Source organism: Rhodococcus tibetensis (assembly GCF_024438035.1).
GTDB classification, from domain to species: Bacteria; Actinomycetota; Actinomycetes; order Mycobacteriales; family Mycobacteriaceae; genus Rhodococcus_F; species Rhodococcus_F tibetensis.
This window is the reverse complement of record NZ_JANFQF010000020.1, coordinates 38,858-64,067: the sequence shown is the minus strand read 5'-3', so window position 1 is coordinate 64,067 and position 25,210 is coordinate 38,858. Positions and strand designations below refer to the sequence as shown.

The window sequence follows — 25,210 nt, the reverse complement described above, 5'->3', positions numbered from 1 at the left end:
CCCCTGTGCTTCGGTGGTCGATGACGCGCTCAGTCGCGGGGTTGGTAGGTGAGTAAGGCGATGTCGTCGGCGACGGTCCGGCAGTCGACCAGGCGCAGAGATGTCGTGTCGCGCGTTTCGCCGAAGAGCCGCGCACCGGCGCCCAGCACTACGGGGAGCATCATCAACCGGATTTCGTCGACGAGGTCGTGCATCAGCAGCGTGCGCGAGAGCTGGAAGCTGGCGTAGACGAGGATCTCCCCTGCTACCGCGCGCTTCAGCATCGAAATATCGGCCACCGCGTCGCGCCCGAGGACCGTCGTGTTCGTCCAGTCCGGATCTCGAAGTGTCGAGGACACGACGTACTTCGGCAGGTTGTTCAGTCTGTCCGCCAAGCCGCCACCGCGGGGTTGCCACCGGGCGGCGAAGAACTCGTAGCTGCGTCGACCCAGTAGTAGGGCCTCGGCGCCCAGCGCCTCGTCCAGCTTGACCGCAAACAGTTCTCGGCGATCGTCGAGCCGGCCGAACCAGCCGCCGACTCTGAAGCCTTCCTTGCCGTCGGGGTCCTGGACGACCCCGTCGAGAGAGACGAAATCGCTCATCACGATCTTTCCCATTCCGGTTCTCCTTCGTGTGCGGTGTCAGGGCACTGATGTAGACACCGCGACGACGAGAAAGTGGTCGACGCCTCGACCGCCCGGTTCCCGCCCTCATCGGTGTCTATACGAGGAGAATCTGCGACGGGCTGGAAGGACGGTGATGCACCGTGGTAGCAGGCGACCTGCTCTCCCGGGCCCGGGCGGGGGACGGCGACGCGTTCCGAGAGCTGACCGAGCCGCACCACCGGGAACTGCTGGTGCACTGCTACCGGATGCTCGGATCGTTTCACGACGCCGAGGACGCCGCCCAGGACACCTTGCTGGCCGCCTGGCAAGGCATCGGAGGGTACGAGGGACGCGCCGCCCTTCGCACCTGGCTCTATCGGATCGCCACCAACCGCTGCCTCAATGCGCGTCGCTCGGCCGGCCGACGTCTCCGCAGGGAGTGGGACATGCCCGGGGTCGAACCACCCGAGCCGACCGGGTTCGGCGAAGTGCCCTGGCTCGAGCCCTTTCCCGATTCCGTGCTCGAGGGGGCAGTCGGGGTACCGCTCGGACCGGAGGCCCGCGTCGAGCAGAGCGAATCCCTCTCCCTGGCCTTCGTGACCGCCCTTCAGCTCCTGCCACCGCGCCAGCTCGCCGTGCTCATCCTGCGCGACGTCCTCGGGTTCCGCGCGATCGAGGTGGCCGACATGCTCGACTCGACCGTGGACTCGGTTACCAGCGCCCTCAAACGAGCCCGCGCCGGGCTGAAACGCCATCGGTCGCAGAGTGAGGAGCGCGAACCGGCTCCCGGCCCGAATTCGGCGTCCGAGCAAGCGCTCGTGGCCGAGTTCGTCCGTGCCTACGAGTCCGGGGATCCTGACGCGCTGGTCGCCTTGCTCACCGACGATGTCTTCATCTCGATGCCACCGATTCCCTTCGAATACCAGGGCCGTGACGCCGCCATTCGCCTGTTCGCCGGCATCTTCGGCTCGGGCAGGAGAGTCGACCTCGTTCCGACCCGAGCGAACGGTCAGCCGGCGTTCGGCGCCTACCTGCGCGCCCCGACCGGCATCCGGCATGGTTCCGGCCTGTTCGTCCTCACCCTGACCGTCGAACGGATCTGCGCCTTCACCCGCTTCGACAGCAGCGTGCTCCCATCCTTCGGGCTGCCGCGATCACTCCCGAGCCGATGATCCACCTTTCGTGGGGTCGATCTGCGTGCCCCGAGTCCCGCTACACGGCGGCGCGATCGGCGGCGACGAACTCCCCGATCTCGGAGACCACAGCGTCGCGGATCCGGATCGACCGCGGAAGCAGTCCATTCGCGAGCAACAGGTCGGCGGCGCGTTGCTGTTCGTCCAGGAACTGCTCGGTGACCGGGTTGATGCCGAAGGGCCGTCCGCGCAGCGCCGCCTCCCAGGCGTCGAGACTTGCGGTGCCGCCGCGCCGCTCGACGTCGTCGACGAAGAACTGTGCCGCTTCGCGCGGGTGTGTCTCGATCCACGCGTCGGACTCCTGCAGCGCCTCGACGACGGCACGCAACTGTGCGGAGTTGCTCTCCGCGAAGTCGCGGCGGGTGAACCACAGCGAGGGATGGCTGAAGAGCCCATCCGTCTCGACGAGCGTCCGCAGTTCGTGATCGGCTTCGACATCCGCCAGCCCCGGGTATGCGCCGACCCACGCGTCGATGGTTCCGCTGACGAGTTCGGCGCCGCCTGCGCGCACGTCGGTGTCGACGGGCACGATGTCGGACCAGGTGAGTCCTGCCCGGTCGAGCGCGAACAGGAGCAGCGTCGTCTGCCACGACCCGTGCGCAATGCCGACACGCTTACCGCGAAGATCCTCGACGGACTCGATGCCCGACTCCGCCTTCACGACCAGACGGCCGTTCTCGACGCGGGGGCCGGAGATGCCGATGTAGACGAGATCGCGGTCGTGCGCCAAGCCGGTGATCGGCGGGGTGAAGCCGGTGCCGATGACGTCGTATCCGCCGTCCTCGAACAGCCAGTCGGAATGCAGGGTAGGAAGGGCGTTCGTTGGATCGACGGGCGGCTTCGACGGCAGTTCACGCAGATCCACCCATTCGACGTCGGGCAGCCGACGCTCGAGGATTCCGGTGTGCCGCAGCACGAAGAGCGAGTTGTTGTGTGGGAAGTATCCGACACGGACTGTCATGACCGTTACCTGTTCTGTTCGGTTGAAGAGGAGGGTGAGGAAATCAGAGGAGGCCGCGTCGGCGCGCCTCGTCGGCGAGGCCCGAGCGTCCCCACTGCACGGCGAGGTTCGAGGTGTCGAATTCGACCGACCCTCCCAGGGATTCGGCGATGGCCTGGAATTGGGCTCCTTCCTCGAGGAGAACGACGAACTTCGCGAGATCGAGCAGGCCGCTGCGGCCGATCACGTTGACGCCGCCGTTGGCCTCGAAGATTGCAACGAGGTCCGGGTCGTCCCGGAGGCGTTCGAGGATGAAGTCGCCGGCCGATTGCGAACGGTCGATGTGTGGCGGAATTTCCCGCGACAGCGTCAGTCGCTGTGACGCCGCGTATCGAATCGGCAGGGTGCGGTGGGTTTGCGCCCAGCCGCCGAGCCACGGCGTGTGGATGTGGACGACGCTGGTGATCTCCGGATGCTGCCGGAACACGGCGGCGTAACCGGTGACGAATCCGGCGGAACCGTTACCCGACAACACCTCACCGTCGAAGGTCGCCACGACCGGCGACACCTGCGGATCATCCGCCCACGGGCCGGGATCGTTCAGCGCGATTGCGATCTCGGTGCCCGGCACCCGTTCGACGAAGTTGACGGTGCCGTTGGCCGATACGGTCCCGGTGCGCCGGAACACTCCGAAGGCCTTGTCGGCGTCCCGGCGCGCGGCCTCCACGAACGTGGCGACATCGGGATTCACGCGGTTCTCGGTTGTAGTCATGGTGTGTCCTGTCCGGAAGTAGGAAGTGGTTGGCGCTGCAGGAGGGGAAGAACTTCCTCACCGACGCGGTATGCCTCCTCGAGGTGGGGATTACCGGCCAGGATGAAGGCGTCCACGCCGAGTTCACGCAGTTCGTCGAGACGTTCTGCGACCTGCTCGTAGCTGCCGACCAGGCCGAACGCCGGGCCGCCGCGGATGAGGCTGAACCCGCACCACACGTTCGGCTGGACCTCGAGGTCGCGGTAACCGGTGATGTGTTCGGGCACCCACCCCCTGATACGGGCCGCACCGACGGAATCACCCTGTGCTGCACGGTCGGCGGCACCCTTGTCGACGAAAGCCCAGCCCTTCTCGATCTCGGCCCAGGCGGCCTCCTCGGTGTGACGAGCGACGACGTCGATCCGCACCGCGAATTTCGGCGTGCGGCCGAGCTTCGCGGAATGCTCACGCACCCCGTCGAACTTGGCCCGCAGGTCGGCGTACGGCTCGAGCCAGGAGAGGTAGTAGTCCGCGTGCAGTCCCGCGGCGGCCACTGCGGCTCCCGACGAGCCGGAGAAGAACACCTCGGGGAACTGCTGGCCGGCGAGGCCTGGCGGAAGGGCAGCACCTTCCGTGTGGAAGAAGCGGCCGTCGAAGTCGAACGGACGGCCGTCCCACACGCCGCGGAGCACGTCGAGGAACTCCGAGGTCCGTGCGTAGCGGTCATCGTGATCGACCTTGTCGCCCCACCACAGCTGCGGGGCCCCGCCGCCGCCGCTGATGATGTTGTAGACCAGTCGCCCACCGGTGGCGCGCTGCAGGCTCGCCGACATTCTCGCCGCCTGCACGGGGTGGAGGAAACCGGGCTGGAAGGCGACCATGAACCGGTACGTGGTGGTCTCGGCGGCCAGCGCGGCCGCGGTGGCCCACGGATCTTCCGTCATGGGGAACGACGGCAGGAGACCGCCGAGAAAGCCGGCCGACTCGGACGCCTTCGCCACGGCGGCCATGTGGTCGATGTACCCGTAGCCGTCGAGTTCGCCGTTCCGGATCGCGGGGGCGATGTTGCCGGGACCGTGGCCGCCCGCATCACCGCGGTTGTAGCGCCGGGGTGTTCGCAGCGACGCGTGATCGCCCTCCATGCCGATGCGCCAGTAGAAATCGATACTCATGTGTGTGCCTCCTGACCGGCGAGGGTGCGTCCGGCGGGGTCGACGAGATGGAGCAGGTGTTCGCCCGCCCGGTGAAGCTCTTCGATGTGTGGTCGGCCGGTGAGGACGAAACCGTCGATATGCCGGAACGACGACAACTCGCGGGCCACGTCCTCATAGCTGCCGATCAGGCCGATGCTCTGGTCGTAGCCGAGGCGGTCGAACCCCGACCACCGGGCGTTCTCGCGTGCGAGAGCGCGGCTGTCGCCGCTCACACCGTCCGGGTGCACCTCCCGCCACAGCCGTTCGACGCGCGCCCACGCCTCGTCCGTCGTCTCACGCGCGATGATCGGCAGCCGCAACAGCTTTCGCACCGACCTACCATGCTCGAGTGCATGGTCGGCCAGGGTGCGCGCGGACGACTCGTACCCGGCGTCGGTCAGCACGAATTGGTGGACGTCACCGTGCTTGGCAGACAACGTCACAGCCTCGTCCGAATTCCCGGTGAGGTGCACGACGGGGAAGGGAAGCCCGGAGAGGATGCCGCGGAATCCGCCGTCGATCACGTCGTAGTGGTTTCCGGCGAACTCGTATCCGGTGCCACCGAATCCGCCCGGAAGAACCTCGCTGTCGTTCCACACACCGCGAGCCACGGTCAGGAACTCGTCCGCACGCGCGTAACGGTCACGACCGGTCACCCAGTCGCCGCGGGCGCGGGCGTCGGCCGGGTCGGTCTCGACCTTCAGTCGCCACTCGAGCCGTCCACCGGAAAGCCTCTGCAGGGTCGCGGACATCTTCGCCGCGTACACCGGAGTGCCGAACGCGGAGTGGAATTCGACCGCGACCCGCGCGTGCCGGGTCTGCCGCAGTGCCGCCGCGGCCACCACCCAGGATTCTTCACCCGACGGGTCGTAGGGCGCGATCACTGCGTCGACACCGGACAGTTCCGCGGCGTGGATCACCTGGGCGAGTTCGTCGAAGGGGCCGAGCTTGCCTGGACGCAGGTCGGTGGCGACCGTCGCCGGACGATCGGCCCCGAATCCGCCGCGAGTGTTCAGCTCGGATGCGGCCCGGCGCCCGTCACCGCGGGACGGTAACTCCCAGTAGAAGTCCGTCACGTCGTGGGCTCCTTCTCCGCGGCGAGCTGTGCCTTGGCCTGCTCGAGGGGTTCGCGCGCCACCCAGGATTCGAGGTCGAAATCCCGGGCGAGGAAGCCGTGGGCGTACAAGAACTGTTTCTGCACACCGAGAAGGTCGACCCGCTCCTCGGACAGGTTCAGGTGCAGACCTTTGTGGAAGTTCTCGCCGTACGCCGCGACAACGCCTTCCGGCCCGGACTGCGTCTCCGCTTCGAAGACGGCACGTACCCGGTCCACGTTCGCCGCCGCCCAGTTCGCGGCGCGCAGGCTCTCGGCGAGAAACCCGACCACGATGTCGGGGCGCTGTTCGAGAAGGTCGGCGTGGACAGTGACCGGACGCGGGGTCCCGTTGTTCACCCGATCGCGGAGGGAGGCAGCGGAATCGAGGTCGACCGCAACGACCAGCCCATGCTGCCGAGCAACTTCCTGGGCGCGGGCGCCCTTGATGTACACGGCATCGACATCCCCCGCCAGCAGCGATTCGATGCCCCAGGTGGTATTGCGGTCGGGATTCGCGGTCCGCACCTGCGGGGCCGCCGTCGTCGCGACCTCCACGAGTCGCACGTCCGCGAACGAGAGGCCACCCAGGCGTAGCGCGGAGGCGACGCCATGAAGTGCCATCGCGCGCGGGAAGCTCCGTGCCCGGTCGGCGGCCCAAGCGGGAATGCCGAAGCGCAGGCCGGCAAGTCCGGAGGCCACGCGGACCTCGGAACCCGGGCGCACGACGATCGCCTGCGCTTCGTCGATCCAGGTGAGACCGATCAACCGGGTGGGTGAACCTTCGGCACGTGCAGCGAGGGCCGGCACGTTGCCGCCTTCCCGGATGAGCCCCGGCAGCTGATGATCGAAGTGACGCACCGCCAGTTCGGGACCGGCGTCTTGCAAGACGCCGAATTCCACTCCGGCGGTTTTCGCCGTCCGGCCCAGCCAGCCGAGGTTGTTCGCGAGACCGCTCGCCGTGGGTACCGGGCAGCGGGTGTACCAGAGGGTGGCGAGGGCACTTCCGGTCGTCACAGTCATGAGTTGTCCTTATCTGGTGGGGAATGGCGTCCCACTCCCAGTTGGGCGAGGAAGGTCGCGCGGTAGCGGAGCGACTCGGGATCGTTCCGCTCTCGTGGACGCGGGAGGTCGATGTCTACGTCCACCGCGAAGCCACCGTTGTCGAGTATCAGGACCCGGTCGGCCAGTCGCACCGCTTCGTCCACATCGTGGGTGACGAGCAGAACGGCCGGCCGGTGACGGGCCACCAGGTCGCCGACAAGGTCCTGCATCTGCAACCGTGTCAGCGCATCCAGTGCGGCGAAGGGCTCGTCCAACAGCAGCAGTTCCGGCTCACGGACCAGTGCCCGGGCGAGTGCGACGCGTTGCGCTTCGCCGCCGGACAGGGTGGCGGGCCACGCGCGTTGTTTGTCGGCGAGATTGACCTCGGTCAACGCTCGCTTCGCATTCTCGCGAGTGGCGCGCGATCGTTGTTGTCCCACTGACACATTCGACAGCACGCGCTTGGACGGAATCAGTCGCGGTTCCTGGTACACCACCGTGCGCTGCCGCGGTACCAGAACGTCACCGCCGTCCGGCGGCTCGAGTCCCGAGAGCAGGCGCAGAAGTGTCGTCTTCCCGGTGCCGCTCGGGCCGAGCAGGACGACGAACTCACCGCGGGTGATCTCGAGGTCGATCCCGGCGAGTACGCCTTTGTCGCCGAACGACTTCCGCACACCCCTCAGCGACACGGCAAGGGGCGACCCGGCTCGTCGTTCCGCTGCGGTGGTCGCGGTGCGTTCGCGGGCGGCGAGCGACGGCAACGGCGCCTCGGTGGTGTTCATCGGGTCACCGACAGTTGCCGCCACGGCATCGCGAACTTCTCGATCACCCGGACGACGGCATCGAAGATCAAACCGAGAACCGCATACAACACGATGCACAGAACCATGTAGTCGGTGCGGTTGTATTCCTGCGCGAGGGTGACGAGGTACCCGATGCCTTCGCGGGTTCCCACTTGTTCGGCGGCGATGAGCCCGGTGATACTGAGAGACAGGCAGATACGCAACCCCATCAGCACTCCTGGCAGTGCGGTCGGCAGGATTGCGCCGAACACCAGCCGCCAGCCGGTGAGCCCGAACCCGCGGGCGGCCTCGACCATCTTGCGGTCGACGCCGCGCACTCCGAGGTAGGTGTACGCGTACATCGGAGCAAGGGTCGCCACGGTGATGAGGACGACCTTGAACGTCTCGTCGATGCCGAACCACGCGATGAACAGCGGAACGAGCGCGAGGAACGGTACCGCCCGGTTGATCTGCATCGTGGAGTCGATGAGCTCCTCACCGAGCGCGGAGAGTCCGGACAGCACGCCGAGCACGAGCCCGATGACGACGCCGCAGCCCACACCCAGTGCAGCGCGTTGCAGCGACGCGATACCGAAGTCGAGTAGCTGGCCCGACTCGTACAGCTCCGCGAAGGCCAGCCACACCGCGGGCGGTCCGGCGAGGATCTCCGGGCTGAGCGTGCCGGTAGCAGACCCGATCCACCACCCGGCCACGAGCAGTGCGGGGACGAGGAACCGCAGGGGAACAGAGATCCACCGGGGCCGTTCCTGGATACGGCGATAGCGGGGTGTCTCCAATGCCAGGGCGGCCGGCGCCTCGCTGCGCGCAGGCTCCGTCAGGATCACCGCCGAACTCACTTGCCCTCGGCCGAGGCGTTATCGAGCGCGGCGGGGAGATCGAAGATGACGTCGCTGCCCTTCAGCGGCTGCTGAATCACCCCGTTCTCCGCGAACAACGCGGCGATCGATTCGAGGTCGGCAGCGTCGGCGGTGGTCGGATAGCGGAAGGTGGTGATCCGACCGCCCAGAGCGATCGCGTCGTCGAGACGCTGACCCGACAGTGCCCTGGGGCCGGTCTTCTCGAAGACGTTCTCGAACGACGCAGGATCCTGTCGCTGCTTCTCCGTGAGCTGTTGTGTCACTTCGAGGAACTTCTGCACCACCTCGGGATGCTCCTCGAGCACCTCGGTACGGCCTGCGATGATGGTGCTGTCCACCGAGCCGATGCTCGCCTCGGTGACGATTTCGACCGCGCCTTTCGCCTTCGCCTCCTGGTACGGGACCAGGAACGATGCCCAGGCGTCGACCTGGCCGGTCGAGAACGCCGACGCGGCGTCGGCCTGCTGCAAAGGCACCCGCTCGACGGAGTCGACGGGGACGCCCGCCTGGGTCAGTGCCTTCAGGGTGATGTACTCGCCCTTACCGGCGGGATTCACCGCGATCCGCTTTCCGGCGAGATCCGCGACCGTCTTGATCCCGGATTCGGGCCTGGCGATGATGCCTGCCTGATCCTTGTTGTACGGGTCCGAGGTGGCGAAGATCCGCACCCCGACATCCTTGGACAGCGCGCCGACCACCGGGCTGTACGCACCGGTCTGAATGTCGAGTTCGCCGGTGTTGAAAAGCTTGAGGTTGGAGCTGAATCCCGGTGTGGTCTTGACCCATTCGATATTCGCGCCCAGCGGCGCGAGGGCCTCGTCGTAGGTTCCGTCGCGTTTCCCGACGGCGATGGCACCCGAGTTGCCCGGATCGAAGACCTGGAGAGTGAAGTCGGCACCTGCGCTGTTTCCTCCGGATTCCTCGGAAGTCCCACACGCCACCGCCAACCCGGCCAGCGGGATCATGGCGAGCGCTGCGGCGGCTCGTGGCAGTCGGCGTAAGCGGGACATGTGGGGAACTCCTTCAACGGATGAATCGTCAGGTGTGACGACCGTTGACGCTATGTCCCCTGCGTCCGATTTCCTCCTGTTTGTTTTCTACAGATCGGAAACCTTGACAAGTTTCGGAAACCCAGTTCACCGCCGTGCGCAGCGTATTTCGCAGTCGCGGGGCCCGAAGCTTTCCGACAGCCGGAAAGTATGGTTCCGATACCGGGGACGAAACCGTCCCTCCATCCGGCGGTGTGGCTCGTGCACCGCCCGACGAAAGGACCCTTCGTGACCGACTCACGTGCGGCCGGAGTTCGGACGGTGACGCGGGCCCTGACGATGCTCTCCTGTTTCGGCGGGGGCGATGAGCTTGGGGTGTCGGAGATCGCCAAGCGCCAGGACCTCGCGGTGAGCACCACTCATCGCCTCCTCCAGTCCTTGGTCGACGCCGGCTTCCTCGACAAGGATCCGACGTCGGGCCGCTACCGGCTCGGGAGTGCACTGGCCGCCTACGGCCAGATTTCCTACCGGCAGCATCGCATCTATCTATCGGAGCCCTATCTCGAACAGCTGGCCGCCACGACGGGGGCGTCCGCCTCACTGGCCATGCGCCACCGTCACGAGGTCGTGCTCCTGGGTTTCAGCCGGTGGCGGGAAAGCGACGGACACGTACTGCAGGGTGTCCGGCTTCCGCTGCATGCAAGCGCCTTGGGCAAGGTGTTCCTCGCGTGGTCGGACGCGGACGACACCGAGCTCGCTTCACTACCACGGACGGCCACCACCTCCCGCGCGATCACTGACGTCGCCGGCATTCGAGAGGAGCTGAACCGCACCCGTGAGCGTGGCTACGGTTTCAACGACGAGGAGTTGACCCCCGACTTTCGCACCATCGGGTTACCGATCCGCGACTCCGACGGTGTCGTCCGGTTCGCCCTCGGACTGAGGGGCCCACCGAACTCATGATCGACCAGCGCATCCCCTTCTTCGTGGACCTCGCTCGCGTCGCAGCCGGGGAGATTGCCGCGGTTCTACTGTGAGCCGAGCTCGAGCGGCACGTGCCAGGCGTCGTATTCGTACACCCAGTCGCCGTTGCCTGCCACCTTGAGCCACTCGTTGGACCGGGACCCCCGCTGGATGTGTGAGGTCCGCTGCAGTCGTGTCTCCTGGTAGGTCTGCAGCGCGACCGCGGGTTCGTCGAACAGGCTCAGGCAGCGGGACAGGACGACGGCGTCCTCGATGGCCATGCCGGCGCCCTGCGCCATGAACGGCATCATCGGATGCGCGGCGTCGCCGAGGAGCACGGACCGTCCGTCGGTCCACGACGCCAGCGGGTCGCGCACGTAGAGAGCGGATTTCAGGACGTCTTCGCAGGCGTCGAGAAGGGCTCGTGCCTCGGGGTGGAAGTCGCGGTACAGCTCACGCAGTTCGGTGACGGATCCGGGTGTGGTCCACGATTCCTCGGTCCACTCCTCCTGCGCGCAGGTGGCGAAGACGAAGATATCCTTGCCCTGATTGAGGGGGAACGTCACGATCTGCGTCGACGGGTTCGGCCCCCACCACTTGGTGAAGCAGTCGAGGTTCGGCAGGTTGCCAACGCGTTCGGTGGGGACGACGGCGCGGAACGCCACGACCCCGGTGAACGTCGGCTGTTCCCGGCCGAGCAACGACGTCCGGACCGCGGAGTGGATCCCGTCGGCACCGACGATCACGTCTGCGGAAACCCCACTGCCGTCGGTGAACTCGATGCGGCCGTCGGCGACGCCGCTGATCCGGCGACCCATTTCGACGACACCCGACGGCAGCCGGCTCTCGAGCGCGGTCATGAGGTCGCCCCGGTGCATGGTCAACTGCGGTGCACCGTACTGCTGTTCCGCGCTGTTGCCCATCGGCAGCCGGGACGTTTCGGCTCCCGTGTCCCACGTGCGGCTGATCCGGAACTGCGGCCGGGCAGCCGATTCGCGGATCGCCGGCCCGATGCCGAGTCCGTCGAGAGCCCGGACCGCGTTGGGGGTGAGGTTGATGTCGGCGCCGACGCGCGCGAACTGTTTCGTCTGTTCGTAGACGGTGACATCGAGACCGAGTTCACGAAGGGCGATGGCCGTGGTCAGTCCCCCGATGCCGCCGCCGCACACCGCAACCGTGGTCATTTTTTATTTCCATTCTGTCCGGGCACCGCGACGGGCGGCGTGAACGGTGCCGGCATCTCGCCGTAGGCGGCGAGATCGACCTCGACGATCACCGGCGCCTGCCGCGACACCGCGTCGGCGAGCACGTCGTGGGCCTCGTCTGCGCCTCCGATCCGCAGGTACGGCACACCGATGGACTGCGCCAGCAACGGGAAGTCGGGGGTGACGAGGTCGACGGCGTAAGTGTCTTCGCCGCCGCCCTTCTGCATGTTGCGCAGCACGCCGTAGCCGCCGTCGTTGAACACGAGCAGCACCAGCCACGGCTTCTCCTGCGCCATGGTCAGGATCTCGCCGAAGTGGACGGCCAGGCCGCCGTCGCCGACGAGGGCCAGGGTGGGCCGGGTCTCGTCGGCCAGTGCGGAACCGATGGCCATGCCCAGGCCCTGCCCGATGCCGCCGCCGCGGGGGAAGACGTTGGACTTGGGGTCGAACATCGGCAGCAGCCGGTTGCCCCAGGAACTCGACGCGATGGTGACGTCGCGGGCGATCACCGAATCCTGCGGGAACGTCGCGCGCACGGAATCGCACAGCACCGCGTGATCACCGAGTCCGGCGCGCTGCTTGCTGCGGACGAGTTCGCGGGTGGCGCGGGCACGTTCGGTCCAGGCGGCGTCGACGGGAGCCAGGCCCGACAGCTGCCGGAGGAACGTCGCGATGTCGGCGGTGACCCCGGCCTGCGCGGGATACACGCGGCCGAGCGCGGCCGCGTCGATATCGACCTGGACGTGCACGGCGGGAACGGGCATGGAGTAGTCGCCGGTCTCGTTGGACCGGAAGTGCGTACCCAGCGACAGCAGCAGGTCGGCGTCCCGGAGGAGCTCGCGCCCCGCGGGGGTATTGCCGTAGTTGCCGATGCACAGCGGATGGTCCTCGGGCACGGCTCCACGACCGGAGTTGCTGGTGAGCAACGGGACACCCCACCGCTCGACCAGTTCGGTCAGCTGGGCACCGGCTCGTGCGACGCCGCCGCCGGCCCAGATGACGGGGCGCTCGGCCGCTGCCAGCAACGACAGTGCCGCAGCGAGTTCGTCGGCGTCCGGCGTGCGCGGCGACTCCTGCGCCGCCTCCACCACGTCGATCTCGTGCTCGGCGTACTGGAGGTCGATCGGCCACTCGATGCTCGCCGGACCGCCGGGCGTTGCCAGAGCCTGGGCAACCGCCTCCCGCAACGTCTTTCCCGCACTGTCGGTGTCGAGGATGGTGGCAGCATGCTTCGACGTCGCCGTCAGCATCCCCAGCTGATCCTTGGTCTCGTGGATGAAGCCGCGACCCGAGCCGAGGTAGCGGCTCTCGACGTTGCCCGTCACGTGCAGCACCGACGTTCCGGCACTGAGCGATTCGATCAGCGAACCGGCCGCGTTGCCGGCACCGGTGCCGGTGCTCGTGAGAGCGCAGCCGAGTCCGCCGGTGGCGCGGGCGTACCCGTCGGCGGCGCTGACCGCGGTGGCCTCGTGCCGGACCGGCACGAACCGCAGGTGCTTGCTGACCGCCTGCACCAGGGGCTGGTTGTGGACGCTCACGATGCCGAAGACGGTGTCGACACCGGCCTCGCGCAGCACCTGGACGAGCAGGTCGCCCCCATTACCCACCTGCTTGTCATTTCCTGCAGACATTGTGTTCCTCTCAGACATAGCGCGCGACGCCTCCGCAGACGTCGAGGCTGGTGCCCGTCACGTAGGACGAGCGTGGGGACAGCAGGGTCACGATCATGGCGGCCACCTCGTCGGCGCGGCCGAATCGGCCGAGGCCGATGCCGCGGTCCTGGGCAATCTCCGCCTCCCATTCGGCGAATGTGGCGTCGGTGCCGGATTCCTCGTAGCGGCGCCGCCACTGGCCGGTGTCGACCAGTCCGAGCGACACCGAGTTGACGCGGATGCCGTCGGCGGCGAGTTCGAGCGACAGCGACTTGCTGAGGTTCAGCAGCCCGGCCCGGGCGGCGCTGGTGGTGACCAGTCGCGGCTCGGGCTGACGTGCGAGCACCGCTGAGATGTTGACGATGGACGCGGCGTCGGACTTGCGCAGCAGCGGCAGGGCGGCCGAGGTGGTGTTGAGGACGCTGGAGAACTTGAGGTCGAGTTCGTCGCGCCAGTCGTCGAGGGTCGCCTCACTGCGCGGGACCATGCGGGACTTGCCTGCGTTGTTGACCAGACCGTCGAGGCCGCCGAATCGGGCGACACCGGCGTCGACCAGCGCGGCGACCGCGGCGGGGTCCCGGACGTCGCAGGACGCGGTGAGGACGCGGTTGCTGCCGGGCAGCGGCGCGATCACGGAGTCGAGCCGGTCGCGGTCGCGCGCGCAGGTGACGACGTTGGCACCCTCCTCGAGCAGCATCGCGACGGTGGCGAGCCCGACTCCCGAGCTTCCGCCGGTCACCAGGTGGGTGCGGTCTTTCAGTTGCAGGTCCACGACGTGGTCCCCTTCTCTAGTGCAGGACGAATCCGCCGTTGACGACGAGTTGCTGGCCGGTGATGTACGACGCCTCGGGACCCATCAGGAACGCGACGGCGCCGACGAGATCCGACGGCTGCTGCGGCCGCTCGAGCGCACGGCCCAGGCGGTACAGCTCGTGCCGGTGCTCCGGAACCTTCTGCGCCGATTCGCTTTCGGTCAGACCGGGCGAGACGGTGTTGACGGTGATGCCGTGCGGCCCGAGGTCGCGGGACATGGCGCGGGTCAGCGCGGCCACCCCGCCCTTGGAGGCGATGTAGTGCGCGAGACGCGGCGAACCGTACAGGGCGGCGTCGGAGCCGATGGTGACGACTCGTCCGCCCCCGTTCCCGATGATGGAGGGAACGATCGCCCTGCTCACGAGGAAGGTGCCGCGCAGGTTGACGCCCAGCACCCGGTCCCACTCGTCGATGTCGAGTTCGTGGATCGGTTTGCCGCCCACGCCGTCCGCGAGGGCCGCGTTGTTGACGAGGCCGTACAGCGGGCCACCGGAGGTGACGGTGGCCGCCATCGCGTCGACGGACTCCGCGTCGCGGAGATCGACCCGGACGAACTGTGCCTTGACGCCGCCGGCGCGCAGGCTCGCCGCCGCGTCCTCGCCCCAGTCCTCGCGGATGTCGGCGAGCCACAGGGTGGCGCCGTCCTCGCCGAGCCGGCGGGCCAGGGCGAGGCCGAGACCCCGCCCCGCCCCGGTGACGAGAATGCTCCGGCCGTCGAGATTCACGGTCAGTCCCGCGTCACGCCGTGCATGGCCGACGTCTCGGGGTACGTCGGGATCTGCGGCTTCTGCGCGCCGATGATGACGCAGAACAGAGCGTCCTTGTCACCGTTGTTCTTCAGGCTGCGCGGAACACCGGCCGGGACGACGATCATGTCGCGGTAACCGAGGGTGCGCTTCTCCACCTGGCCGTCGCGGTGAACACCGACCTCCACCTCGCCCTCGAGGACGAAGAAGGCTTCCTCGGCGTCGTGGTGGGTGTGCTCCGGGCCCTCGGCGCCGGCGGGAAGCAGCATGTTGGAGAACGTGAATCCGCGCGAGGCAATGGTGCGGTTGTCGTTCTCGTGGTTACCCGTCGCGCCGGAGCCGACGTAGCGGATCTGCGCGCGCTTGAACTGGTCGCCGGCCTTGGCCTGGAAACCCAGGGTGTCCCAGTCCTCGTGGCGGGAGCCACGGGTGAGGATCAGCGAGTCGGTGAATTCCTTCAGATCGGCGGTGCCGTATTCGAGTGTCATGTCGTGCTCCTTCTCTAGAAGTGGTTGCGTAGGCGTTCGGTGATGTGGATGAAGGATTCGACCCAGGCGTTGAAGGCCTCCGGCCGCTCCTGGTTCGCAAGGTGCCCGGCACCCCGGATGGTGACGAACACGGCGCCCGGAATTCCTCCTGCGAGCACCTGACTCGCGGGAACCCCGGTCACACTGTCCTCGTCTCCGCCGAGGACGAGCGTAGGGATGTCGATCTTCGGCAGATCGGCCGTGTGATCGGTGGCCGCCATCGACTCCGCGGCGTACCCGTAGCCGGGCAGCCGGATCGACGACGCCATGATCGCTGTGGCCTTCGCGGTCACTTGGTCGTCTGCGGTCCCGGACAGCAGCCGCGGGGCCCGTTCGGCGGCAAAGGCTTCCGCACCTTCCCGATCGAGCATCGCCGCCCGGGCGCGCATCCGGCCGGCGGCTTCGTCGTCCGCTCCCGAGCCGACGGTGGAACTGCCGAGCAGCAGGCTCCGCACGAGCCCGGGGTGACGCATCGCCAGCCGGGTGGCGATCACGCCGCCCCACGACATTCCCAGGACGTGCGCTCCCGCGTCACCGCAACGGTCGCGGATCAGGTCGGCGGCGGCGTCGGCGTAGTCGTCGAGGTCGAACGGACGGCCCGGGTCTTCGCTGCGGCCGTAGCCGGGAGCGTCCCAGGCCAGCAGTCGCAGTGACGACGACAGTTCGTCGAACTGCGGCGCGAAACTGTCTGCGCCGCCCCCGATCCCGTGCAGCAGGAGCAGCGCGGGGCCGGAACCGGATTCGACGACGTGCGTCACGACGCCCGCCCGAGGTCGAACCGCTCGAACGCGCCGGGGTCGGGGATGCCGGCCATGTGGTCGCGGACCTGCGTGGACGGCGGGCCCGCGGTGCCCCACAGGTCGGAGAGTTCCGGAACCCGGCGCCATACCTTGCACAGCCACCGGTCCTCGTCGATCTGTGCGATGCCGGACGTGTACTCGCACACCAGCCCTGCCGGATCGGCGAAGTAGGAGAAGGTGTTGTCGCCGGGGCCGTGCTTGCCCGGACCCCACAGCGGCACGGCGCCGTGGTGACGCAACCGGCCGATGCCGCGCATGAAGTGGTCGACGGTGGGCATCTCGTAGGCGACGTGATTCACCGACGTCCACTCGGCCTGATTGAACGCGATGCTGTGATGGTCGGTGTTGCAGCGCAGGAACGCCATCTGGTGCTCGGACCAGTCGGAGACCCGCATGCCCAGGACGTCGCAGTAGAACGTCACCGCGGCGTCGATGTCGACGGTGTTGAGGACGACGTGCGTGACACCCACTGGGACGGCGTCCTCGCGACCGAGCTTCGGGACCGCGAGCGCGTCGGCGAGCAGTTCGACGACGCGACCCTCGGGGTCGACCAGGCTCACGCCGTAGCCGCCGCCGAGATCGTCGACGGGGCCCGGCCCGCTGACGATCGGCACACCCCAGGACTCGAGTCGGCGGGCGGCCTCGTCGACCTCTGCGGGTGTGGCGACTGCGAAGGTGATGCGGCCGAGGCCGTTCCGCTCGGCCTGGGTGAGCTGCAGCGCGTGGTGGTGCTCACCGGTTCCCCGCAGCCAGGCGCCGGTCGCGCCCTGATCGACAACGCGAAGGCCCCAGACCTCCGAGTAGAACTCGGTGGATTCGATGCTGGCCTGCGTGCGCAGTTCCACGGAGCGCAGGCACCGCAGCCGGGCTATGGGTTGGTTCATCGCATGCCTCCAGTTGCTTAGGTCTCAATATCTTAGCGCTAAAGTATTGGGTCGTACAGAGCTGGCGGGAATTTCTTTCTGCCCGACCTATCCCACGAGCGGGTCGCTCAATCTGCCACGAGCGGGTCGCTCAATTTGCCACGAGCGGGTCGCTCAACCTGCCCAGGGGTTGGGTTCCTCGCCGAGGCCCCAGTAGATGCTCTTCTGCCGCGAGTAGGCGGCGATACCGCTGCGCCCCTTCTCCACCCCGAGCCCGCTCTCCTTGACGCCACCGAACGGCGTCGAGATGCTGAACTGCTTGTAGGTGTTGATCCACACCGTGCCGGCCTGGAGACGGCGTGCGAGTTTCCAGGCGCGGCGGTAGTCGCGCGTCCAGATTCCCGACGCCAGACCGAACACCGAATCATTGGCCTGCGCAACCAGATCCGCATCGCCGTCGAACGGCAGTGCCACCAGGACGGGTCCGAAGATCTCCTCCTGGCAGGTGCGTGAACTGTTGGGGAGCCCGTCGATGATCGTCGGCAGGTAGTACGCGCCGTCGCGCAGTCGCTCGCCGTCGGGGATCGCCCCGCCGCACAGCACTCGTCCGCCCTCTTCGCGAGCGAGGTCGACGTATGCGGCCACGCTGTCGCGGTGCTTGCGGTGGACCATCGGCCCGACCTGGGTGTCGGGGTCGCGGCCGGGCCCGAGTCGCAGTCGCTGCGTCTTGGCCACCAGTTTCTGGAGGAATTCGCCGTAGATGCGGCGGTCGACGAACAACCGGGATCCGGCGATGCAGCTCTGCCCGGTGGACGAGAAGATCCCGTACATCACGCCGTTGACGGCGGCGTCGAGGTCGGCGTCGTCCAGCACGATCGTCGGCGACTTGCCGCCGAGTTCCAGCGACACGGGCATCAGCTTGTCGGCTGCCGCGTGGGCGATGGACCGTCCGGTGTTGGTGCCGCCGGTGAACGTCACCTTTCCGACACCGGGGTGGGTGACGATGGCGTCGCCGACCACCGAGCCCTTGCCCGGCAGCACCGACAGCAGTCCGGCGGGCAAGCCCGTCCCGTCGATGATTCGCGCGAGTTCCAGCGACACCAGCGGTGTCCACTCGGCGGGCTTGAGGACGACGGCGTTGCCTGCCGCCAGGGCGGGGGCGATCTTCTGCGCGTCGCTGGCCACCGGCGAGTTCCACGGTGCGATGGCGCCGACCACGCCGATGGGCTCGAGAACGCTCATCGTGAGGAAGTTGCCGCGCGGGGTGGTGAGGTCGTCGTCCGCGGTTTCGAGGACGGCGGCGAAGTAACGGAACGTGCCCGCCGCGCTGCCGACGAGTGCGGTGGTTTCCGCGACGGTCTTGCCGGTGTTGTAACTCTGCAACAGTGCGAGCCGGGAGGTCTTCGACTCGATCGCGTCGGCGATGCGGTGCAGAAATTTCGCCCGCTGATGTGGCAGCAGGCTTCGCCAGGCCGGGTCGTCGGCGGCGGCGCGGCCCTGACGGACCGCCTCGTCGACGTCGGTGGTCGTGGCCTGGTGCACGACCTGCAGGACCTGTCCGGTGGACGGATCGGTCACCTCGAAGGCCGACCCTGTCCCCTGCCGCCACGTTCCTGCGACGAAGATCCGATCGGCGATCGGGGCGAACGGCAGTGTCGCTTCCTGGATGTCGAGAACGGTCACTGCGAGATCTCCTCGAGGGTCTTTTCGCGGGTTTCGACGGCGAAGAAGCCGACCACGAGGGCACCGATCAGGGCGACTGCGGAGAACATTCCGAACACGATGGTGAGCGTGCCGCCACCATCGAGGATGGCGCCGACGGCGAGGGGTCCGACGATGATGCCGAGGCGTCCGCTTGCACCACCGATCGCGCAGCCGATGGCTCGCATCCGGGTGGGGTACAGCTCGGCGGTGTAGACGTAGAGCGCCATGTTGACGGCGAAGACGAACAGGGCGGATCCGGCCGACCAGAACAGGACCTTCGTCGCGGTGTCCGCACCGGTCGCGGCGAGCAGGAAGAGCAGCGACGAGCACAGGACCATCGACGCGGTGATGCAGATGCGGCGACCGAGGTTGTCGATGAGGAATGCGACGAGGATGCAGCCCAGCAGACCGGCGACGCTGGTGACGATGCTGTAGTGCAGGGCGGTGTCGACGCTGACGTCGAAGGCGGAGCGGTACAGCGTGGGCAGCCAGGATGCGATGCCGTAGTTGACGAAGTAGGCGCATCCCCAGATGGCCGCGAGCATCAGGGTGCGGCGCAGGTAGATGCCTTGGAACGCTTCGATGAACCGACCGCGCCGGATGTCGACGGCGACGGCGGGCAGGGGTTGCGGGGTAGGCAGAGCCTTGCCGTACTTGTCGGTGATCTCACGTTCGATCTGCGTCATCGCCTTGTCCGCGTCCTCGAAGCGTCCGCGGGAGGCGAGCCAGCGCGGCGACTCGGGGAGCTTCCACAGCAACGGCAGCAGGACGATCGGCAGGGCGCCGAGGGCGAACAGAATCTCGTAGCCGAAGTTGGGCACCACCCAGGCCGACACGATGGCCGACATGACGAGGCCGACCGGGAAGATCACCTCGTAGAGAAGGACGAAGCGGCCACGTTTGTGGGCTTTGGTGATCTCGCCGATGTAACTCGCAGCCACCGGGACCTCGGCACCGAGACCGATGCCTTGCACGAATCGGAAGACGAGGAACAGGGTGAGGCTGTCGGTGAACGCCATACCGAGGCTCATCACCGCATACAGGGCGAGTGAGGCGATGATGACGTTGAGTCGTCCTACGCGGTCGGCGAACCAGCCGCCGGCGAGCGCGCCGACCAGCATGCCGATACCGCCGATGGCGATCACCCAGGCGATCGAGGACGGAGTGAGGTCCCACTTGGGAGTGAGAACGGGGAGCGAGTAGGCGATCATCAGCTGGTCGAAGCCGTCGAAGAACGTGACGGCTCCGACGATGACGCGTGCCTTGATGTGCCACCTGCTCATGGGCAGGCGTTCGAGTCGGGCGCTGATCATCTCAGCTGTGGCAGCCATGGCGGGCGATACCGTCGTCATGAGCATCCTCAGGGTTGTGTCGAGGCATTTACTTAAGCCCTCAAAGGCTTACCGCTAAGATGTAATCTCACGCACAAGACATCCGTCAACCCTTGACTTTAGAAGAAACACGTTGTTCACATCTATTCACCCGCCGTGAGCACGGGGCCGCCTCCGCCCCGCCGCACCGCACCGGTTGTGTTTCGTTCGGCCCGACGCGGGTACTTGCTCCCGCTATCGGGCGCAGACAAGGAGGCGTAGATGCGAGCGATGGTGTATCGGGGGCCGTACAAGGTCCGAGTCGAAGAGAAAGATATCCCCCGGATCGAGCACCCCAACGATGCGATCGTGCGGGTGACTTTGGCGGCCATATGCGGCTCCGACCTGCATCTGTACCACGGCATGATGCCGGACACCCGGGTCGGCATGACGTTCGGCCACGAGTTCATCGGCGTCGTCGAGGAGGTCGGCCCGTCGGTGCAGAACCTGCAGTGCGGTGACCGGGTGATGGTGCCGTTCAACGTGTACTGCGGTTCGTGTTATTTCTGCGCACGCGGGCTCTACTCGAACTGCCACAACGTCAACCCGAATGCCACCGCCGTGGGCGGAATCTACGGGTACTCCCACACGTGCGGCGGATACGACGGCGGGCAGGCAGAGTTCGTTCGCGTGCCGTTCGCCGATGTGGGCCCGACCAAAATCCCCGAGTGGATGGACGACGAGGACGCATTGCTGCTCACCGACGCGCTCGCCACCGGCTACTTCGGAGCACAGCTCGGCGACATCGTCGAAGGCGACACCGTGGTGGTGTTCGGCGCGGGGCCGGTGGGCCTGTATGCGGCCAAGTCGTCCTGGCTCATGGGTGCCGGGCGAGTCATCGTGATCGATCACCTCGGGTACCGGCTGGAGAAGGCCCGCACGTTCGCGCACGCCGAGACGTACAACTTCGCCGAGTACGCCGACATCGTGGTCCACATGAAGAAGATCACCGACCATCTCGGGGCCGATGTGGCCATCGACGCTGTCGGTGCCGAGGCCGACGGCAATTTCATTCAGCACGTCACGGCCGCCAAGTTCAAGCTGCAGGGCGGGTCCCCGATCGCCCTCAATTGGGCGATCGATTCCGTCAGGAAGGGCGGGACGATTTCCGTGATGGGCGCCTACGGTCCGATGTTCAGTGCCGTCAAGTTCGGTGACGCGCTGAACAAGGGGCTGACGCTTCGCATGAACCAGTGCCCCGTGAAGCGACAGTGGCCCCGCCTGTTCGAGCACATCCGCAACGGCTATCTGAAGCCCAACGACATTGTCACACATCGTATTCCGCTGGAGCATATCGCCGAGGGGTACCACATCTTCTCGGCGAAGCTCGACAATTGCATCAAACCGGTCATCGTGCCGAACGCCGGATGACGAGGAGGACACGATGGCGTACACAGCAGACAAGCCGAAGCCTGCGTTGACGAGTGCCGAGTTGCGCGCGCGCATCCCGGGATGGGGCGTGGACCTCGACCCCCGGGACCGGCCTGCGGTGCCGAAGGAGCGATTCGATCCCGGCGGGACGGGCGCCCACTGGGATTTCCCCGAGCGCCAGGAGGAGAAGTGGCCGCGTGAGCGGTCTATCGAACATGAGTTCCTCACACCGGTATTCGGTACGTCGTGCCCGCCCAAGGGCCTCTCCGGAGTGATGCGGAAGTTCGCCTTCCGATACAGCGAGGCACGGGCCGCGCACTGGCTCATCCTGCTGGCCGCCGACCGGGTCGATGCGGTGGAGAGCCATCTGGCCTCGTTCCTGACCCTGCACCCCGACAACCCCGTCACCGAGACCGGCATCCGGAGCGAGTTGTCTCATCACGGTGTGTCCTCCCGTCTCGGGAAGAAGCGCGCCGATCTGAGCCACCTGTGGATGGACCCGATCATCGTCGCCGCACCCTGGGTACTTTCCGCTGCCGGCGTCGCCTATACCGTGACGGGCGTCCTGCAGAAGTTCCGACGCGGGTGAGGTCATACCGGCACGAGTGGCCGGTGCGGCTCGGGCGGCAGTTCGATAGAGATGGAGTCACCGGGCCGGACCTCGCCGCCTTCGAGGACGATCGACATGATTCCCGTCTTGCGGACGATCGTGCCTTTCGGGTGCCGGTCCACCGCGTGCGACAGCAGACCCTTCCGGAACGCCTCGATCTGCTTGCACGGATTCCTCAGACCCGTCACCTCCACCACCGCTTGCCGACCCAGGTGGAGACGAGTTCCTGTCGGTAGTGCAAGCAGATCGATTCCGCGGGTGGTGATGTTCTCACCGAGCTGACCTGCCTGGATCTCGAATCCGAGCGAGTTCAACTCGTCGTGCAACTCTGCGTGCATGAGGTGGACCTGCCGCAAGTTCGGCTGCGTGGGATCGCGGCGCACCCGGTAACGGTGTCGGACGGTGACACCCTGGTGAGCGTCACCGTCCACACCGAGTCCGGCGAGCAGGTGCACGGCGCTCTCGTTCGGCTTGGTGAACGAATGCCTGCCGCTCCGGCTCACGGCGGTGATCGTGCCCATGCACTCCGACCCTACCGACCTCTCAACGCCGGATCGGCATGATTTTGCGGACCTCGGCATCGCGCAGCCACAGTCCGCCCCACACGAAGATGCCGACGTAGATGGGGAACAGAATGGTGCTGAACAGCGGTTGCTCGGTGAGCATGTTGGTCGCCACCGCGCCACCGAGGTATCCGGTCAGGAGAACGGCACCGAGGATGCTCGTCGCCGGGACGACGTACAGCACAAGGCACACCAGCATCACGATCCCGATCACCACGGCGATGTTCTCGTCGAAACCGAGTTCGGCCATCGCATCACGCACGGATTGAATGTTCGCGATGTGAATGATCGCGTCGAAGAGCAGGAACGCGATGACCAGACCGGTGACGACGAGTCCGGCGATCCGCGCCTTCCTCCCGACCGGTGCCGCGTTCTCGGGAGAACCGAGCGGTCCGGCGGACTTTGCGGTGGAATGTGGTGTCGAGGTCATGGCGATCTCCGAAGGTAGAAGTTGCGGGGCGGGAGGGTGTTCCGTTCCCTCGAGAAGACAGACTGCCGGGCCGCGGAAAACTCATCGCGGCCCACGGATCGGACGAAGACCCGAGTAAGGAGACCGAGAAGTGTGCGGAAGGTACGCCAGCACCACCACCGACAAGGAACTGCGGTCCATCTTCGAGGTCGCCGAGATCGTCGGTGAGGAGGTGGGTCCGTCCTACAACGTCGCTCCCACCCAGCAGGTCCGCGTCGTGCTGGAACGGCCACCGCGCGGAAAACCCGACACCGACCCGGTCCGTCAACTTCGCACGGCAAAATGGGGGCTGGTCCCGCCGTGGGCCAAGGACGTCAAGATCGGCAACAAGCTCATCAACGCCAGATCCGAGTCGATCACGGAGAAGCCCGCATTTCGGAAGGCCGCAACCCGACGGCGCTGCATCATCCCCGCCGACGGCTACTACGAGTGGATGAAACGGGAGGACGGCACGAAGATCCCCTACTTCCTGCACGGCGACGGTGTGTTGGCGATGGCCGGCCTGTACGAACTGTGGCCCGACCCCGCACTCCCGGAGGACGACCCGAACAGGTGGCTCTGGACCACCACGGTTCTCACCACCCAGGCCACCGACGTCCTCGGCCATATACACGACCGTTCACCGGTGGTGCTGCCGCCCAGCTTCCAGGAACACTGGCTCGACCCCACCCTGACCGACCGTGAACAGGTCGACGCCCTCATCGCCTCGATTCCCGAGCCACGTCTAGAACCGTACGAGGTGAGTACCGCCGTCAACTCCCCGCGTAACAACGGACCCGAACTGGTCGAGCCCGTGCGAGACCCGCACTAGCGATCGTTCAGTCGGCGTGTCATGCTGGCCAGGTGGAGCACATCAGCCTCGTCGTCGCGGACGGCATCGCGACGATCACCTTGAACCGGCCCGCCCAACTCAACGCCTTCACCACCATCATGGAGAACGAGCTGATCGCCGCATACGACCAGCTCGACGCGGACGATTCCGTCCGGGCGATCGTGCTCACCGGAGCGGGACGAGCGTTCTGCGCGGGCGCGGACCTGTCTGCCGGTGCCGAGACGTTCGGCGAGTGGCAGGAAGAAGACGCAGATCCGGAGGTTCGACGCGACGGCGGCGGCCGCGTCGTCCTGCGGATGTTCGAATCTCGCAAGCCGATCATCGCCGCCATCAACGGACCCGCCGTCGGCGTGGGCATCACGATGACCCTGGCAGCCGACTTCCGCTTGGCCGCAGACGATGCACGCATCGGCTTCGTGTTCAACCGACGCGGAATACTGCCCGAATCCTGTTCCACATGGTTCCTGCCCAAACTCGTGCCGCTGCAGACCGCACTCGACTGGGTGTACTCGGGCCGGGTGTTCGACGCCGACGAGGCTTTGCGGGCAGGCCTCGTTTATCGGCTGTATCCGAAGGAGTCGCTCCTCGACGAGGCGTACACGCTGGCCCGGACGCTCACCGAGCATTCGGCGCCGGTGTCCGTGGCGCTGTCCCGGCAGATGATGTGGCGCACGCTCGGCGCCGAACACCCGATGATCGCGCACCGCGTGGAGACCCGCGGCCTCAACATCCGCGGAATCGGACCGGATGCCCGGGAAGGAATCTCCGCCTTCCTCGAGAAGCGTCCTGCCGCGTTCCCCGACAGCGTGCGAGACAACACGCCGGACCTCTTCGGGGACGACCTCCCGATCCCGGCGTTCCGCGGATGAACGCCGAACTGCCGGTGGCCCCGCGCGTCGTCACCCGCTGGCACCACGTCGTGGAACATCGCGACCTCGACGCCCTCGACGCCCTGATCGCGGAAGACGCCGTGTTCACCTCACCCGCAGTGTTCACTCCGCAGGAAGGGAAGGCGGAGGTCCTGGCCTACCTCGGCGCCGCCCTGACCGTCTTCGACGGCACCGGTTTCCATTACGTCGAGGAGTGGTACAGCCACCGCTCCGCGGTCCTCGAATTCGCCACCGAACTCGACGGCGTCCATGTGAACGGCGTCGACATCATGCACTGGAACGACAACGACCAGATTACGTCGTTCAAGGTGATGGTCCGCCCGGTGAAAGGCCTCCAAGCGCTCATCCCGCTGATGGCCGCCCAGCTCTCCCAGTCGTAAACCCC

General features: G+C 67.0%; 26 protein-coding genes and 1 pseudogene. 7 read left to right on the top strand and 20 right to left on the bottom strand.

Annotated elements, in window-relative coordinates:
• Window positions 1-29: 29 nt before the first annotated feature.
• The gene (locus NOF53_RS21110; RefSeq protein WP_255972359.1) at window positions 30-596 is read right to left on the bottom strand and encodes a dihydrofolate reductase family protein; all 567 of its coding nucleotides are present in this window, start codon (window positions 594-596) and stop codon (window positions 30-32) included.
• A gap of 149 nt (window positions 597-745) precedes the next feature.
• Between NOF53_RS21110 and NOF53_RS21105 the strand changes: the two genes are divergently transcribed.
• Window positions 746-1,756: a sigma-70 family RNA polymerase sigma factor gene (locus NOF53_RS21105; protein ID WP_255972357.1), complete on the top strand. Its 1,011-nt coding sequence runs from the start codon at window positions 746-748 to the stop codon at window positions 1,754-1,756.
• Window positions 1,757-1,796: 40 nt separating this feature from the next.
• Here NOF53_RS21105 and NOF53_RS21100 read toward each other — a convergent pair whose 3' ends face one another.
• Genes NOF53_RS21100 through NOF53_RS21065 form a run of 8 tightly spaced genes read right to left on the bottom strand, consistent with a single transcriptional unit; the run spans window position 1,797 to window position 9,468 of the window.
• A complete protein-coding gene (locus NOF53_RS21100) occupies window positions 1,797-2,738 on the bottom strand; it encodes an ABC transporter substrate-binding protein (protein ID WP_255972355.1) in 942 nt (313 codons plus the stop codon).
• A 43-nt stretch (window positions 2,739-2,781) separates the two neighbouring features.
• The gene (locus NOF53_RS21095; protein WP_255972353.1) at window positions 2,782-3,489 is read right to left on the bottom strand and encodes a class II aldolase/adducin family protein; all 708 of its coding nucleotides are present in this window, start codon (window positions 3,487-3,489) and stop codon (window positions 2,782-2,784) included.
• A complete protein-coding gene (locus NOF53_RS21090) occupies window positions 3,486-4,640 on the bottom strand; it encodes an LLM class flavin-dependent oxidoreductase (RefSeq protein WP_255972351.1) in 1,155 nt (384 codons plus the stop codon). Before NOF53_RS21090 ends, NOF53_RS21095 begins: the two co-directional genes overlap by 4 nt.
• Complete coding sequence (locus tag NOF53_RS21085) at window positions 4,637-5,737, bottom strand: LLM class flavin-dependent oxidoreductase (protein WP_255972349.1); 1,101 nt, start codon at window positions 5,735-5,737, stop codon at window positions 4,637-4,639. The genes NOF53_RS21090 and NOF53_RS21085 overlap by 4 nt, the downstream gene beginning before the upstream one ends.
• Entirely contained in the window at window positions 5,734-6,777 is a 1,044-nt protein-coding gene (locus NOF53_RS21080; RefSeq protein ID WP_255972347.1) for an ABC transporter substrate-binding protein, read from the bottom strand. The genes NOF53_RS21085 and NOF53_RS21080 overlap by 4 nt, the downstream gene beginning before the upstream one ends.
• Window positions 6,774-7,580: an ABC transporter ATP-binding protein gene (locus tag NOF53_RS21075; protein ID WP_255972345.1), complete on the bottom strand. Its 807-nt coding sequence runs from the start codon at window positions 7,578-7,580 to the stop codon at window positions 6,774-6,776. The genes NOF53_RS21080 and NOF53_RS21075 overlap by 4 nt, the downstream gene beginning before the upstream one ends.
• Window positions 7,577-8,437, bottom strand: coding sequence for an ABC transporter permease (locus tag NOF53_RS21070; RefSeq protein ID WP_255972343.1), 861 nt, complete (start codon window positions 8,435-8,437; stop codon window positions 7,577-7,579). The genes NOF53_RS21075 and NOF53_RS21070 overlap by 4 nt, the downstream gene beginning before the upstream one ends.
• Window positions 8,434-9,468, bottom strand: a complete 1,035-nt coding sequence (locus tag NOF53_RS21065; RefSeq protein ID WP_255972341.1) for an NrtA/SsuA/CpmA family ABC transporter substrate-binding protein — start codon at window positions 9,466-9,468, stop codon at window positions 8,434-8,436. Before NOF53_RS21065 ends, NOF53_RS21070 begins: the two co-directional genes overlap by 4 nt.
• A 267-nt stretch (window positions 9,469-9,735) precedes the next feature.
• Between NOF53_RS21065 and NOF53_RS21060 the strand changes: the two are divergent.
• Window positions 9,736-10,484, top strand: a pseudogene (locus NOF53_RS21060) (IclR family transcriptional regulator).
• Here NOF53_RS21060 and NOF53_RS21055 read toward each other — a convergent pair.
• From NOF53_RS21055 to NOF53_RS21015, 9 genes are all read right to left on the bottom strand, one after another.
• A complete protein-coding gene (locus NOF53_RS21055; protein WP_255972339.1) occupies window positions 10,476-11,594 on the bottom strand; it encodes an FAD-dependent monooxygenase in 1,119 nt (372 codons plus the stop codon). The pseudogene NOF53_RS21060 and the gene NOF53_RS21055 sit on opposite strands and share 9 nt — an antisense overlap.
• Window positions 11,591-13,264, bottom strand: coding sequence for a thiamine pyrophosphate-binding protein (locus NOF53_RS21050; RefSeq protein ID WP_255972337.1), 1,674 nt, complete (start codon window positions 13,262-13,264; stop codon window positions 11,591-11,593). Before NOF53_RS21050 ends, NOF53_RS21055 begins: the two co-directional genes overlap by 4 nt.
• Window positions 13,257-14,039 carry an SDR family oxidoreductase gene (locus NOF53_RS21045; protein WP_255972335.1) on the bottom strand — a complete coding sequence of 261 codons (783 nt, stop codon included), beginning with the start codon at window positions 14,037-14,039 and terminating at the stop codon, window positions 13,257-13,259. The genes NOF53_RS21050 and NOF53_RS21045 overlap by 8 nt, the downstream gene beginning before the upstream one ends.
• Before the next feature lie 16 nt (window positions 14,040-14,055).
• The gene (locus NOF53_RS21040) at window positions 14,056-14,805 is read right to left on the bottom strand and encodes a 3-oxoacyl-ACP reductase family protein (protein ID WP_255972333.1); all 750 of its coding nucleotides are present in this window, start codon (window positions 14,803-14,805) and stop codon (window positions 14,056-14,058) included.
• Between the two features lie 2 nt (window positions 14,806-14,807).
• A complete protein-coding gene (locus NOF53_RS21035) occupies window positions 14,808-15,314 on the bottom strand; it encodes a cupin domain-containing protein (protein WP_255972331.1) in 507 nt (168 codons plus the stop codon).
• Between the two features lie 14 nt (window positions 15,315-15,328).
• Window positions 15,329-16,111 (bottom strand): alpha/beta fold hydrolase, encoded by a 783-nt coding sequence (locus NOF53_RS21030; RefSeq protein WP_255972330.1) that lies wholly within the window; start codon window positions 16,109-16,111, stop codon window positions 15,329-15,331.
• On the bottom strand, window positions 16,108-17,037 hold the full coding sequence (locus tag NOF53_RS21025) for a VOC family protein (RefSeq protein WP_255972328.1): 930 nt from the start codon (window positions 17,035-17,037) through the stop codon (window positions 16,108-16,110). The genes NOF53_RS21030 and NOF53_RS21025 overlap by 4 nt, the downstream gene beginning before the upstream one ends.
• A 153-nt stretch (window positions 17,038-17,190) precedes the next feature.
• Window positions 17,191-18,699: an aldehyde dehydrogenase gene (locus tag NOF53_RS21020; protein WP_255972326.1), complete on the bottom strand. Its 1,509-nt coding sequence runs from the start codon at window positions 18,697-18,699 to the stop codon at window positions 17,191-17,193.
• Complete coding sequence (locus NOF53_RS21015) at window positions 18,696-20,078, bottom strand: MFS transporter (RefSeq protein ID WP_305087134.1); 1,383 nt, start codon at window positions 20,076-20,078, stop codon at window positions 18,696-18,698. Before NOF53_RS21015 ends, NOF53_RS21020 begins: the two co-directional genes overlap by 4 nt.
• Window positions 20,079-20,312: 234 nt before the next feature.
• On the opposite strand from NOF53_RS21015, the gene NOF53_RS21010 reads away from it, so the two are divergent.
• The gene (locus NOF53_RS21010; protein WP_255972324.1) at window positions 20,313-21,461 is read left to right on the top strand and encodes a zinc-dependent alcohol dehydrogenase; all 1,149 of its coding nucleotides are present in this window, start codon (window positions 20,313-20,315) and stop codon (window positions 21,459-21,461) included.
• A 13-nt stretch (window positions 21,462-21,474) separates the two neighbouring features.
• On the top strand, window positions 21,475-22,050 hold the full coding sequence (locus tag NOF53_RS21005; protein WP_255972323.1) for a hypothetical protein: 576 nt from the start codon (window positions 21,475-21,477) through the stop codon (window positions 22,048-22,050).
• 2 nt (window positions 22,051-22,052) lie between these two features.
• Here the strand turns inward: NOF53_RS21005 and NOF53_RS21000 are convergent, their stop codons facing one another.
• Together NOF53_RS21000 and NOF53_RS20995 are read right to left on the bottom strand one after the other, a co-directional pair.
• Entirely contained in the window at window positions 22,053-22,592 is a 540-nt protein-coding gene (locus NOF53_RS21000; RefSeq protein WP_255972322.1) for an MOSC domain-containing protein, read from the bottom strand.
• 22 nt (window positions 22,593-22,614) lie between these two features.
• Window positions 22,615-23,064, bottom strand: a complete 450-nt coding sequence (locus NOF53_RS20995) for a DoxX family protein (protein ID WP_255972320.1) — start codon at window positions 23,062-23,064, stop codon at window positions 22,615-22,617.
• A gap of 130 nt (window positions 23,065-23,194) precedes the next feature.
• On the opposite strand from NOF53_RS20995, the gene NOF53_RS20990 reads away from it, so the two are divergent.
• Genes NOF53_RS20990 through NOF53_RS20980 form a run of 3 tightly spaced genes read left to right on the top strand, consistent with a single transcriptional unit; the run spans window position 23,195 to window position 25,205 of the window.
• A complete protein-coding gene (locus NOF53_RS20990; RefSeq protein ID WP_255972318.1) occupies window positions 23,195-23,914 on the top strand; it encodes an SOS response-associated peptidase in 720 nt (239 codons plus the stop codon).
• 32 nt (window positions 23,915-23,946) lie between these two features.
• The gene (locus NOF53_RS20985) at window positions 23,947-24,804 is read left to right on the top strand and encodes a crotonase/enoyl-CoA hydratase family protein (protein WP_255972316.1); all 858 of its coding nucleotides are present in this window, start codon (window positions 23,947-23,949) and stop codon (window positions 24,802-24,804) included.
• On the top strand, window positions 24,801-25,205 hold the full coding sequence (locus tag NOF53_RS20980; protein ID WP_255972314.1) for a nuclear transport factor 2 family protein: 405 nt from the start codon (window positions 24,801-24,803) through the stop codon (window positions 25,203-25,205). Before NOF53_RS20985 ends, NOF53_RS20980 begins: the two co-directional genes overlap by 4 nt.
• Window positions 25,206-25,210: the final 5 nt, after the last annotated feature.